Below are 12,109 nucleotides of genomic sequence, written 5' to 3'. Positions count from 1 at the left end.
GTCGCCGCAAGAGTGACAACCCCTTGTGGGGCTGCTAATGTATCCGATGTTGCAGTTTTGGTTCCCAGAAGTACTGGAAAGTGCCTGCGAAACGATCCGTGACGCAGGCACTTTGTTGTGCCGGAGGCCGTTCGGCCCGGGTGATCATCTCGGCGACTTGGGGTTTACGAAGTGTTGACCCCGGCCATCTGAAGTAGGAGACAGAGAATGGCTACCGGTACCGTCAAGTGGTTCAACGCCGAAAAGGGATTCGGATTCATCACCCCGGATGAGGGAGGATCCGACGTGTTCGCTCACTACTCGGCGATTGACGCCACCGGTTTCCGCACGCTGGACGAGAATCAGCGGGTGGAGTTCGAGATCGCCCAGGGCCCGAAGGGGCCGCAGGCTGCTCAGATTCGTAGCATCTGAGTTCACCGGATCGAGAGAGGACAGGCCCACGCCACAACGGTGTGGGCCTGTCCTTTTCTGCACCGACATCGGCATGGACGAGACAGCACAACAGCACAACAGCACAAAATTCACCCGTTCCGGGGTGTCTCGGAACGGTAGGCTCGCCTGTTGCTGATGTCGATCGCCTGCGAGGTGCTGAGTGCCCCTGCGTGTGTTCGTAACCGGTGCGACCGGTGTGGTTGGCAGGACATTGCTGCCGCTGCTGCGTGAACGGGGACACCATGTGACGGCCCTGGTACGCCAAACGCGTCACGTGGACCGACTCGGCGGTGTGGACGGCGTCGCCGTCGCCGATGTCATGGACCCGCACACGGTACGGCAGGTGCTGACCCGGGCAGCGCCGGATGTGGTGGTGCATCAGGTGACGGGTTTCCGCGGCGTCGACTGTACGGCCGGTATGCAGCACACGGCGCAGCTGCGAGCCACGGGAACGAGCAATCTCGTCTCGGCGGCGGCCTCGGCCGGGGTTCGCCGTGTGGTGGCGCAGAGCACGGCCTCGGCGTACTACCCGTACGGCCACGAGGTGCTGGACGAGGAAGCACCACTGTGGACCGATGCGCCCGGCTGTTGGGGTGAGGCCGTGCGAGCTGTGGAGGCCTTGGAGGAAACACTCCTGACGTGCCCCGACATCGAGGGGATGGCGTTGCGATACGGATCGCTCTACGGCCCGGGTACCTCGTTCGCGCCAACCGGAGTGATGCATCGGATGGTTCGCGGTAGTGCTGTGCCGCTGATCGAGGATGGGGCAGGCCTCACCTCGTTCACCCATGTCGATGATGCCGCCGGCGCCGTGCTCGATGTGCTGGAGGGAGGGGAACCGGGCGCCTACAATGTCGTGGACAACGAGCCTGCGGAAATCGGCGAATGGTTACCGGCCTACGCGCACATGATCGGTGGGCCCGCTCCGGTGTCGCTGACGCTGAATCAGGCTCGTGAGCAGCTGGACTGGCTCACGGTGCATCAACTCACCGAACAACGAGGTGCCACGAACTTCCGGCTGCGAGAGGCGGTGGGCTGGCGTCCTGCTTGGCCGAGTTGGCGCGAGGGATTCGCCGATCTCCTCGGGCTCTGGCCCAGCTGAAGCCGCAGAGTTCGCTTCAGTAGCGTTCCTCCTCGTCATCCGGCACGATTTGCTGCTGTTCGGCCATGTCGGCGGGATTGACATCCTCCGGGGTCTCGGCGACGGGATCGACCCCTCCTTGCTCCTCGGCGCTCTTGTCCTCATGGAGCTGCTCGGCGGCATCCGCATCCGGCGTTTCGAAATCCATGACGTCTCCAGTTCTGCAGGCCGGTCCTGATACTTGTCACCGTAACGACTCCCCGGTGCATCGGCCCAACCGAGTGGTTTCGACGTGTTCGGCGGTTCGGCGACCTCCTACCACGCTGTTGTCGAACGTCGGGGATTTCGCCTTCCACCACCCTACAGTGACGTAACGGTAGAATGGACGAGGCGATTGTATGGCGGTGCTGCTTTATGGCGGTGCTGTCCCGTGGCGGCGCCGTGCCGTGGCGGTGCTGTAGTCGTCGTATCGCTGCCATGTTGTGCCCGTGTCGGTGAAGGAGTGGGAACCGGTCGTGTCACAGGGGACTCGGGCTGCCGGGGCGGCAGCCGCATCGGACGTGGCCGCTCATGCTCGACGCAGGCGCACCTTTGCCGTGATCAGCCATCCCGACGCGGGCAAATCCACCCTGACCGAGGCACTCGCGTTGCACGCCAAGGTGATCGCCGAGGCAGGTGCGGTGCACGGTAAGTCCGGTCGCTCGGGTGTCGTGTCCGACTGGCTGGAAATGGAGCGCGCCCGCGGTATCTCGATCACCTCGGCCGCCCTGCAGTTCGAGTACGACGACACGGTCATCAACCTGCTGGATACACCTGGTCACTCGGATTTTTCCGAGGACACCTACCGGGTACTCGCGGCGGTGGACTCTGCGGTGATGTTGCTCGACGCCGCCAAGGGACTGGAACCGCAGACGCTCAAGCTCTTCGACGTCTGTCGGCATCGGGGTATCCCGGTGATGACCTTCATCAACAAGTTCGACCGGCCGGGGCGTTCGGCGTTGCAGCTGTGTGACGAGCTTTCGCATCGTCTGGACCTGCAGCCGATGCCACTGACGTGGCCGGTCGGGGAACCCGGTGAGTTCCGCGGTGTCCTCGACTGCTCCGATGGTTCGTACACTCGCTTCCATCGGACCGCGGGAGGAGCGAGTGCGGCACCGGAGGATCACCTGGATGCCCGGCAGGCCGAAGTCGAGGAAGGCGCGGAGTGGACTCGCGCCCGCGAGGAATCCGAACTGCTCGCCGAGTCCGGAGGGACATTCGACGTCGAGCGGTTCCTCGACGGCACGGCCACACCCGTACTGTTCGGCGCGGCCGTGCTCAATTTCGGTGTCCGGCAGTTGCTGGATCTACTGGTGCGGCTGGCGCCGCGCCCGGAGCCCCGTCTCGACGTCGGCGAACAGCCGCGTGCCTTGGACGCGCCGTTCTCGGCATTCGTGTTCAAGGTGCAAACCGGGATGGACCGGGCTCACCGTGATCGGCTGGCCTTCGCCCGGGTGTGCTCGGGTCGGTTCGAGCGCGGCATGGTCGTCACTCATGCCGCGACCGGGAAGCCGTTCGCGACCAAGTACGCCCAGCAGGTCTTCGGCCAGCAGCGGGACTCGCTGGATGTGGCCTATCCGGGCGACGTGATCGGCCTGGTCAACGCCTCGGCATTGGGTATCGGCGACACGTTGTACGAGGGGAAAACCGACGTGCGGTTTCCCGGCCTGCCCCAGTTCGCCCCCCAGCATTTCGCGGTCGTGCGGGCGACCGACTCGGGCCGGTTCAAGCAGTTCCGGCGCGGTATTGCCCAACTGGAGCAGGAAGGCATCGTTCAGGTACTGCGCTCGGAGATTCGCGGGGATGCCGCGCCCGTGCTGGCCGCAGTCGGCCCGATGCAGTTCGACGTCGCCACCCAACGATTGTCGACGGAGTTCGGCGTGCCGATCCAGCTCGATCACCTGCCGTACTCGGTGGTGCGCCGCCTGGCGGATCCGCAGCAGCGTGCCACCGTCGACGCCGGTTCCCGCAGTGAGGTCCTGCAGCGCACCGACGGTGCCGAATTGGCTCTGTTCAACGACCGGATCGCGCTCGGGATGATACAGCGGCAGCATCCGGGCCTGAGCCTGGAACCACTGGTCGCAGGCGAGGACTGAGCGCGCTCTCGGCACACGGGCCGCGACCCGCACACGCTCGGGTGCGGGTCGGGCACATGGTTGCTGCTCGGTGCTCGCCTACTTGGAGTGCACGCCCTCGATGAAGCGGGTGAGTCGCTCGTCGTGCAGATTCCGTGCCACGTCACCTTCGCTGATCATGCCGACCAGGCGGTGATTGTCGATCACCGGCAACCTGCGAATACGCTTCTGTTCCATCATCTGCAGTGCTTGAGCGATATCGGCGTCGGCAGCGACCCAGGACAGGGCGCCGTCCGCGAACTCGCCTGCCCGCATCGTGGTGAGATCGCGTTCTTCGGCGCAGCAGCCCACGACGATATCCCGATCGGTGAGCATGCCTTTCAGGCGATCGTCTTCGCCACAGATCGGCAGGGATCCCACGTCGAGGTCGCGCATCATCTGGCTGGCCTTGAGCATGCTCTCGTTCTCGCCGATGCACTCGGCACCGGCGTGCATGATGTCGCCGGCAGTGGTCATGGCCGTTCTCCTCTCGACACGAGGTCCGGGCCGTTGCGCACCGTCGACGGCGATTCGTCGGTGATCCCGCATCGGCCCGGAAATATTGCGGGCCTTCCGGACCAGGATGGGCGCACTCACCCGTTCGTGCTACTCGATCACCCGTACCGGTTCCCCGGTCCGCTGGAGCGTGATCGGGGAAGGCGGGGGACAACTTCAGCTAATCCAGCGGCGGGAAGCGCGGTGCCCGATCCGCATGGTGGTTGCCGTCGTTTTCGGCGGAGTCGGGCCTGTGCAGGGCAGCGATCATACGCTCCCCCGCATCGGAGGCAGCCGTTTCCAGCCCGGTGTCCAGGCCGCTGTAGATCTGCTGCTTGATATCGGCCATTGCCGCGGGCGAACATTCGGTGGCCAGCGTGTGGGCGTATTCCAAAGCTGCGTCGAGTACCTCGTCACGAGGCAGAACCCGATCGACCAGTCCCAACTCGTGGGCTTCGGTGCCTGCCACCGTTCTCGCCGACAGCAGCAGGTCGAGGGCCTTGCTGACGCCGATCAGCTTCGGCAGCAACCAGGCGATGCCGTGTTCGGCGACCAACCCGCGCCTGCTGAAGGCCGTGGTGAACTTCGCGTCGGCCGCTGCGAACCGGACGTCGGTGAACAGTGCGGCCACGAGTCCGACTCCTGCCGCCGACCCGTTGATCGCAGCGATCACGGGCTTACGCAGCCGGATCGGCAGTGATGGTGGATGATCGTTCCGGGAGTGGCTCTCCACGGGGAGATCGGCCAGGGTGGCCACGTCGGCTCCGGCGCAGAATCCGCGGCCCGCGCCCGTGAGAACGATCGCGCGAACGCTCGGATCCTGATCGGCATGTTCGAGCAGATCGAAGTAGCGGTGTTGCATCGTCGGAGTCCAGGCGTTGAGCTGGTCCGGCCGGTTGAGGGTGAGTAGCAACACCGCATCGTGATACTCGGCCAGGACCTGCGGGGCCACCCCGGAACCGTTCTCTTCCGGCACACCGATCACCTCCGCAGTGGGGACATCCGCAAGCTACCCATACGTGATCCACGTCTCAAGTACCGTGAGCCTTTCGGGTGCCCGGCGAGTCCGAACCACGCGTCAGAGGGAGCGGCCCGCGTATGCCGGCGGTTCCTCGGCGAGCTCGCCGATCCGATCGGCGACGGTGTCCGGGAACGGAACGGTCCTCCCCTGTTCGCCATCGACGTGCAGGGCGAGGATCTCCTCGGTGGCCACGGCGACGCCGTCGGCCGCCATCTCGTGGCAGATCCGTGCCTTCTTCGCACTGCCGCCGACGATCCGGCTGATGACCGTCAGCTCGGCGCCGGGGCCGACCTCCCGCAGATACCGGACGTGGGCCTCGACGGTGTGCAGCGAGCATCCGGTGCGTTCGCGATAGTCCGCATCGAGCCCGATCCGATCCATGAGCGCGTCGGTGGCGAAGCCGAAAACGAGCACGTAGTAGGCCTCGCTGAGGTGACCGTTGTAGTCGATCCACTCCGGGCGTACCCGGCTGCGGAATTCCGGGAGCTCGCTCATGAGTCACCCCTGCGAACGCCGTCGATCGCGCGCATGACATCGATGATCGCGCGGTCCCGATCGGAGACGAGGTCGGCGATGCTGCGCCCGTCGGCTGCTTCCTCGCAGCCCTGCACCATGCGATCCCGCAGGTCGTCGGTCAGTTCGGGTGCTTCCAGGCGTGTCCACGGCGACTTCAGTGACGGTCCGAAGTGGTCGAGCATGTGCGCCATACCGCCCTCACCTCCGGCAAGATGGAAGGTCAGGCACGGACCAAGCAGCGGCCAGCGCAGGCCGGGTCCCTCGGTGATGGAGGTGTCGATCTGCGCGGGAGTAGCCTCGCCGTTGGCGACCATGTGCAGGGCTTCGCGCCAGATCGCCTCCTGCAGCCGATTGGCGATGAAGCCAGGCACCTCGCGATCCATCGTGATGACCGACTTTCCGGCGATCTCGAAGAACTCCGAGGCCCACCGCACCGCCCGGTGCTCGGTCTTCTCGCCCCCGACGACCTCGACCAGCGGAATGAGATACGGCGGATTGAAGGGGTGTCCGACCACGAGGCGCTGTGGCGTAGGGCAGTGGGCCTGCATCTCGGTCATGCCGTAGCCCGAGGTCGACGAGGACACGACGACGTCGGCCGGGGTGGCCGCATCGATGCGTGCCAGCAGGTCCTGCTTGAGCTCCAATGTCTCCGGGGCGCTTTCCTGCACGAACTGGGCGGAGGAGACGGCCTCTTCCAGGGTCGGTGCGATCGTGAGGTTCTCCCGGGACGCGCCCTCGGCCAGCCCGAGCTCGGTCAGTGCGGGCCAGGCTGCCTCGATCAACCGGTGGAGTTTGCTCTCGGTGTCGGAGGCCGGATCCCATGCCGTGACGTGGTAGCCGCGAGCCAGGAAGTGTGCGATCCAGCCTCCACCGATGACGCCCGCCCCGATGCAGGTCACCCGTGTGACGTCGGCGGGGGCGATGGTGTGCTCGTTCAACTGAAATGCCTTTCGTATCGTGCGTGCACCACGTCACCGGCGGGGTGCGAGGCCAAGCTTGTGGCGCGCCTGATCGGGGGTGGCGATTGTGGCGCCCATGCCCTCGACGATGCCCACCGCGCGCTCGACGAGCTGGGCATTGGTGGCCTTGACGCCCTTGCTGAGGTAGAGGTTGTCCTCGAGGCCGACACGGACGTGCCCACCGAGCAGGGCCGATTGCGCCACCCAGGGCAACTGGTTGCGGCCGATGGAGAAACTGGCCCAGTTCGAGCCCTCGGGCAGCATGTTGACCATGGCCTGCAGGACACCGGGGTCGGCGGGTGCACCGTAGGGGATGCCCATGCACAGCTGGAACAGTGCCGGTGCGTCGATGAGGCCCTCGTCGATCAGCTTGGTGGCGAGCCACAGCTGGCCGGTGTCGAAGATCTCCATCTCCGGCTTCACGCCGAGCTCCTGAATGCGTCGCGCGCCTGCACGCAGCATGTCCGGTGTACTGATGTAGAGCTGGCTGCCGTCACCGAAGTTCAACGACCCGCAATCCATCGTGCAGATATCCGGCAGCAGTTCCTCGACGTGGGGCAGTCGATCGAGTCCGTTGACCAGATCGGTGCCGTCGATCGGTTTGAGTGGGTCCTCCTGATCGATGAAGAGGTCCCCGCCCATCCCGGCGGTGAGGTTGATGACCACATCGACACCGGACTCGCGGACGCGCTGGGCGACCTCGCGGTACAGCGAGACGTCCCGGGATCCTTGGGTGGTCTCGACGTTGCGCACGTGGACGTGCACGACGGCGGCACCGGCGTTGGCGGCGTCCACCGCCGAGGTGGCGATCTGTTCCGGGGTGACCGGGACGTGCTCACTTTTGCCCGCGGTGTCGCCCGCGCCGGTCAGCGCGGCGGTAACGATGACCTCGTTGTTCATGATATTCGTGACTCCTTTTCGGGAGAGCGGTTTTTCGGGCGCACTCCGTCCGAGCACCCGGCGCGCGGCTGCGGTGCCCTGTCTGCGGTGCCCTGTCTGCGGGGCGAGTTCAGTGGCGGACGATCTCGCGGTCGACGAAGTCGCGCAGGACTTGACGCATGCCGTCCACCGACCGGCCGGGACGATCGGTGAGAATCTGGATGCCCAGACCGTCGATGAGTGCGGTCAGGGTCATTGCCAGTTCCTCCGGGTCCGCCCCGGTGAACACGCCCTGTTGCTGGCCCTCGCGGATCGTGCGGGCGATCGTGTCGTGCCAGCGGTTGTAGGAATCGGTGTGCAGAACCCGCAGCTCGGGGCGAAGGGCGCTCTCGTTCCACACCTGCATCCAGATCGACCACTCCAGCCGTAGCAGCCCCGGAGTGGGCAGTTGCAGCTCGATCAGCCGCAGCAGTCGTTCGTGGGCGTCATCGACCGTGTGCAGTTCGGCGACCTGCCGGTCGAAGGCCTGCCGCACCGAGTACCGCAGCGTCTCGGTCAGCAGGTCATTGCGGCCGGGAAAGTAGTAGTGAATGGTCGCGGCACTGGTGCCGCAGGCTTTGGCCACGTCGGCGATACGCACCGAGTGATAGCCCCGCTCGGCGATCAGATGCCAGGCGGCATCGAGGATCTGCTGGTACCGACCGGCCTCGCCGTTACCGGTGAGGTCGACTTCGGCACGCGCGGTGCGCTGCGGAGCGGCGGCCACCGTCTCGACCTCGTCGCTGCCGTTGATCAGCCAGTTCACCGTGACATTGCCGACCTCGGCGATCCGAGTGAGCTCGGCAGGGGTGAATCGCCTGGCCCCGCTGAGTGACTTCGACAGCTTGGTGGCGTCCAGGCCCACCTTGCCCGCGAAGGCACGTTGGCTGTCCGGATGCTGCCGCAGGACCTCCCGCACCCGTTCACGCAACTCGGTCGTCGTGTTCTGCACAGGACCGAACACTAGCAATGTATTGCGAAAATCGCAATGAAGGATGTGTGTTGCGGCGACTGTTGCGAAGCCAGCCGCCCCGGGATGGGGTTGTTCGTTACCCTGAAAAGTGCTTTGCGCTGCAATGAACTGGTTATCTCTTGACTTGTGCGCGAATACGGGTTCAAGGTGATGCCTCGTTGTACGACTGGCACGTCAGTCGAATCGCAATAGTCGCGCGGTGCTGTTCGCCGAGGAGCGCCCGCACTGAGGCGACCCTGCCTGCCAGGGCGGCCCCGGATGGATCCGGCAAGGTTCGCCGCCCGAGCCCTGCACGTGCCTGCCGTAGCGATGGGAAACGGCCGAACGGCCCCATCGCCGAACCTTGGAGGTGCTTCCGTAATCGGTGTCACAACCGGCAATGTCCGAATCGACAAACGGGTGTTCTGGTTCTCGCTGCTGCTGGTGGCGGTCATCTGCGTTCCGGTGATGATCGCGCCGCAACGCGGCAAGCAGGTGCTGGACGCGGTGCTGGGACTGCTGACGGGGAAATTCGGGTGGTTGTACCTGTGGTTCGCCGTGGCGGTCTTCGGTTTCCTGATCTGGCTGGCCTGCAGCCGCTACGGGCGGGTGAAGTTCGGCGAGCCCGGTGACAAGCCGGAGTTCTCCACGCTGAGCTGGATGGCGATGATCTTCACCTCGGCCATCGGCGGCGGAATCATGTACTGGGGCGTCATCGAATGGGCGCACTACTACAACGACCCGCCGATGGGGATGGCCCCGCGGAGCGTGGAGGCCGCGCACTGGGCCGCGACCTATCCGATGTTCCACTGGGGTTTCACCGCGTGGGGCCTGTTCTGCCTGCCCGCACTCGCGTTGGCCTACGTCTACCACGTGCGCAAGCAACGGACGCTGCGGTTGAGCGATGCCTGCCGCGGTGTCATCGGCGACCGGGCCGACGGCTGGCTCGGCCGGATGATCGACGTGCTGTTCATCTTCGGCCTCGTCGGGGCGGCGGGCACCTCGCTGGGACTGGAGGTTCCGGTGGTCTCCGACGGCCTCGCCGTGCTGACGCCGCTGAACAAGGGCGCGCTTCTCGACGTCGGGGTCGTGGTGGTCTGGACGGTGCTGTTCGGCGCGAGTGTCTTCCTCGGTCTGCAGAGGGGACTCAAGCGCCTCGCCGACTTCAACATCTGGCTCGCATTCGCGCTGGGGGCCTTCCTGCTCGTGGTCGGCCCGACCGTGTTCATGATCGACACGTTCACCAACAGTGTCGGCATCCTGCTGCAGAACTTCGTGGAAATGAGTTTCTACACCGACCCGGTGGGTGGTTCCGGCTTCGAAGAGGACTGGACGGTCTTCTACTGGGGCTGGTGGATTTCCTATGCTCCGTTCGTCGGCCTGTTCGTGGCCAAGATCTCCAAGGGACGCACGATCCGCGGGATGATCGCCGGGATGTGCCTGGCGGGCAGCGCCGGTTGCTGGTTGTCCTTCGCACTGCTGGGCAACACCGCTCTGTACTACGAGATCAGCAATCTGGTGCCGGTGGCCGATATCGTGCGGTCCCAGGGGGACACTGCGGCGATCATGGCGACGCTGTCGAGCCTGCCGCTGGGAACCGCCGCACTGACGATCTTCGTCGTGCTGGTGCTCGTATTCCTGGCGACCACGTTGGACTCGTCGGCGTACACGATGGCGGCGGTGGCCTCACGGGAGCTGCCCCGAGGCACCGACCCCGCGCGGTGGCACCGCGTGTTCTGGGCGGCCGTGCTGGCCGGTGTCTCGCTCATCCTGATGTACGCGGGTGGACTCGAAGCCCTGCAGACCTTGTCCATCATCACCGCGTTCCCGTTGATCTTCGTGCTGGCCATGGTGATGGTCTCCTTCCGGCGGTGGTTGCTCGCCGACGCAGCGGCCGGGAAGAAGCCGCCGGAGGAGGCGGGTCCGAAGGACGCCGGCCCCGCACCCGAGGAGCACTCCGCGATCGTGGGCTCGAGCTCCGAACCCATCGGGACGTCGTCTGCGACGTGACCCACCGGATGTGGCGACCGTCGAGTCACCATGTTGAGCTGAGTTCGACGGACTCGGAACTCGGCAGGCGAGGTGAACGTGACGGAGCCAGCGTCCGGCTCGACACGAGCCGGCGACCGGGCAGCGGCCAACCGCTGGCACGTGCTGGCACTCTGTCTGGTCGCCGGCTTCATGACCTTGCTCGATGTGAGCATCGTCAACGTGGCACTGCCCTCGATCCAGCAAGGACTCGAGGCATCCCCCGCCGCACTGTCCTGGGTGGTTTCCGGATATGCACTGACCTTCGGCCTCGTTCTGGTGCCCTCGGGCAAACTCGGTGACGAGCACGGCCGGGGTAGGATGTTCATGATCGCGCTCCTCGCGTTCACCGGGGCCAGCGCACTGGCCGGGACCGCCCTCACTCCGGCATGGTTGGTTGTCGCCCGGTTGCTGCAAGGGATGGCCGGAGGTCTGCTCAACCCGCAGGTGCTCGGCCTCATCCAGCAGCACTTCCGCGGCCACGAGCGCGGCAAAGCGTTCGGACTGTTCGGTGTGGTAGTGGGGATCTCCACCGCGATCGGACCGCTGCTGGGCGGAGTGATCATCCAGTTGGCCGGAGCCGAACAAGGCTGGCGCTGGGTGTTTCTCGTCAACCTGCCGTTCGGTCTGATGGGTGTGCTGTTCGCCTGGCGTTTACTGCCTCGCGAGGTATCCCGGCGCCGGTCGCGCAGCGTGGACATCGTCGGCATGCTGCTGCTGGGCACGGGCATGGTGTGCCTGCTGCTTCCTCTCGTGGCCGGTGAAGGCGGCGTGAGCGTCGGTTGGTACCTGCTGGCCCCGGCTCCGGTACTGCTCGGGCTGTTCGTGTTCTGGGAGCACCGATATCGGTTGCGGGGCTGCACGCCCCTGGTCGACCTGCGGCTGTTCACAGTCGGCAGCTACGCCGTCGGTTCCGCCCTCGGGCTGCTCTACTTCGCCGGATTCACCAGTATTTTCTTCGTACTGGCCGTGTACTTCCAGCGCGGACTGGGCTACACCGCACTGCAGGCCGGTCTGGCGCTGACCCCGTTCGCGGTGGGCTCGGCGGTCTCGGCGGTGTTCGGCGGCCGAGTCGTGCACCGCTTCGGGCGCAGAGTGGTTCTGGTGGGGCTGTCGGCTGCGCTGGCGGGGCTGCTGACGACCGATCTCCTGCTGGCAAGCGGAGTCGGCATGAAGGCGGGCCTGATCGTCGCGCCGCCGTTGCTGGTCGCGGGCATCGGCAGCGGTCTGGTGATCTCGCCGAATCAGACCGTGACACTCAGTGAGGTCGACGTGGCACACGGCAGTACGGCAGCGGGCGTCCAGCAGACCGGCCAGCGCATCGGGTCCGCCCTCGGTATCGCCACCGCCTCGGGGCTCTTCTTCGGACAGCTCTCCGGTGGTGATTACGGGGACGCGATTTCGACCGGTCTGGTCGCCTCCGTCTCGTTCGTCGGTGCGGCCCTGTTGGTGGGGCTGGCCGAGCTCGTCGTCGGCGGACGGCGCCGGCGGCGAAGTTCGACCGGCTGAACGCAAGCAGGGCGCGGGACACCTTTTTCCGATTCCGGCAAAGAG

12 protein-coding genes are annotated in these 12,109 nt (G+C 65.8%); 5 read left to right on the top strand and 7 right to left on the bottom strand.

What is annotated here, in order from left to right; all coding sequences use genetic code 11:
* Window positions 1-207 precede the first annotated feature (207 nt).
* On the top strand, window positions 208-411 hold the full coding sequence (locus JOF55_RS01585) for a cold-shock protein (protein ID WP_114455080.1): 204 nt from the start codon (window positions 208-210) through the stop codon (window positions 409-411).
* 181 nt (window positions 412-592) lie between these two features.
* On the top strand, window positions 593-1,534 hold the full coding sequence (locus tag JOF55_RS01580) for an NAD-dependent epimerase/dehydratase family protein (protein ID WP_310268423.1): 942 nt from the start codon (window positions 593-595) through the stop codon (window positions 1,532-1,534).
* Between the two features lie 16 nt (window positions 1,535-1,550).
* Here the strand turns inward: JOF55_RS01580 and JOF55_RS01575 are convergent, their stop codons facing one another.
* A complete protein-coding gene (locus JOF55_RS01575; protein ID WP_310268420.1) occupies window positions 1,551-1,721 on the bottom strand; it encodes a hypothetical protein in 171 nt (56 codons plus the stop codon).
* A gap of 307 nt (window positions 1,722-2,028) precedes the next feature.
* Between JOF55_RS01575 and JOF55_RS01570 the strand changes: the two genes are divergently transcribed.
* Window positions 2,029-3,648: a peptide chain release factor 3 gene (locus tag JOF55_RS01570; RefSeq protein WP_310268418.1), complete on the top strand. Its 1,620-nt coding sequence runs from the start codon at window positions 2,029-2,031 to the stop codon at window positions 3,646-3,648.
* Window positions 3,649-3,726: 78 nt separating this feature from the next.
* Here the strand turns inward: JOF55_RS01570 and JOF55_RS01565 are convergent, their stop codons facing one another.
* From JOF55_RS01565 to JOF55_RS01540, 6 genes are all read right to left on the bottom strand, one after another.
* Entirely contained in the window at window positions 3,727-4,143 is a 417-nt protein-coding gene (locus JOF55_RS01565) for a CBS domain-containing protein (RefSeq protein WP_310268416.1), read from the bottom strand.
* 199 nt (window positions 4,144-4,342) lie between these two features.
* On the bottom strand, window positions 4,343-5,137 hold the full coding sequence (locus JOF55_RS01560; protein ID WP_310268415.1) for an enoyl-CoA hydratase-related protein: 795 nt from the start codon (window positions 5,135-5,137) through the stop codon (window positions 4,343-4,345).
* A 102-nt stretch (window positions 5,138-5,239) separates the two neighbouring features.
* A complete protein-coding gene (locus tag JOF55_RS01555; protein WP_310268412.1) occupies window positions 5,240-5,677 on the bottom strand; it encodes a thioesterase family protein in 438 nt (145 codons plus the stop codon).
* On the bottom strand, window positions 5,674-6,636 hold the full coding sequence (locus JOF55_RS01550; protein ID WP_310268410.1) for a 3-hydroxyacyl-CoA dehydrogenase NAD-binding domain-containing protein: 963 nt from the start codon (window positions 6,634-6,636) through the stop codon (window positions 5,674-5,676). The genes JOF55_RS01555 and JOF55_RS01550 overlap by 4 nt, the downstream gene beginning before the upstream one ends.
* A gap of 33 nt (window positions 6,637-6,669) precedes the next feature.
* Window positions 6,670-7,557 carry a beta-keto acid cleavage family enzyme gene (locus tag JOF55_RS01545; protein WP_310268407.1) on the bottom strand — a complete coding sequence of 296 codons (888 nt, stop codon included), beginning with the start codon at window positions 7,555-7,557 and terminating at the stop codon, window positions 6,670-6,672.
* A gap of 109 nt (window positions 7,558-7,666) precedes the next feature.
* Complete coding sequence (locus JOF55_RS01540) at window positions 7,667-8,527, bottom strand: TetR/AcrR family transcriptional regulator (RefSeq protein ID WP_310268404.1); 861 nt, start codon at window positions 8,525-8,527, stop codon at window positions 7,667-7,669.
* 420 nt (window positions 8,528-8,947) lie between these two features.
* On the opposite strand from JOF55_RS01540, the gene JOF55_RS01535 reads away from it, so the two are divergent.
* Window positions 8,948-10,537, top strand: coding sequence for a BCCT family transporter (locus JOF55_RS01535; protein WP_310268402.1), 1,590 nt, complete (start codon window positions 8,948-8,950; stop codon window positions 10,535-10,537).
* A 78-nt stretch (window positions 10,538-10,615) separates the two neighbouring features.
* On the top strand, window positions 10,616-12,064 hold the full coding sequence (locus JOF55_RS01530; RefSeq protein ID WP_310268400.1) for an MFS transporter: 1,449 nt from the start codon (window positions 10,616-10,618) through the stop codon (window positions 12,062-12,064).
* The last annotated feature ends 45 nt before the right edge of the window (window positions 12,065-12,109 follow it).

It is taken from the genome of Haloactinomyces albus (genome assembly GCF_031458135.1).
Taxonomy (GTDB): domain Bacteria; phylum Actinomycetota; class Actinomycetes; order Mycobacteriales; family Pseudonocardiaceae; genus Haloactinomyces; species Haloactinomyces albus.
Note: the sequence above shows the minus strand (reverse complement) of the source record. Positions and strands in the feature narration are given on the sequence as shown.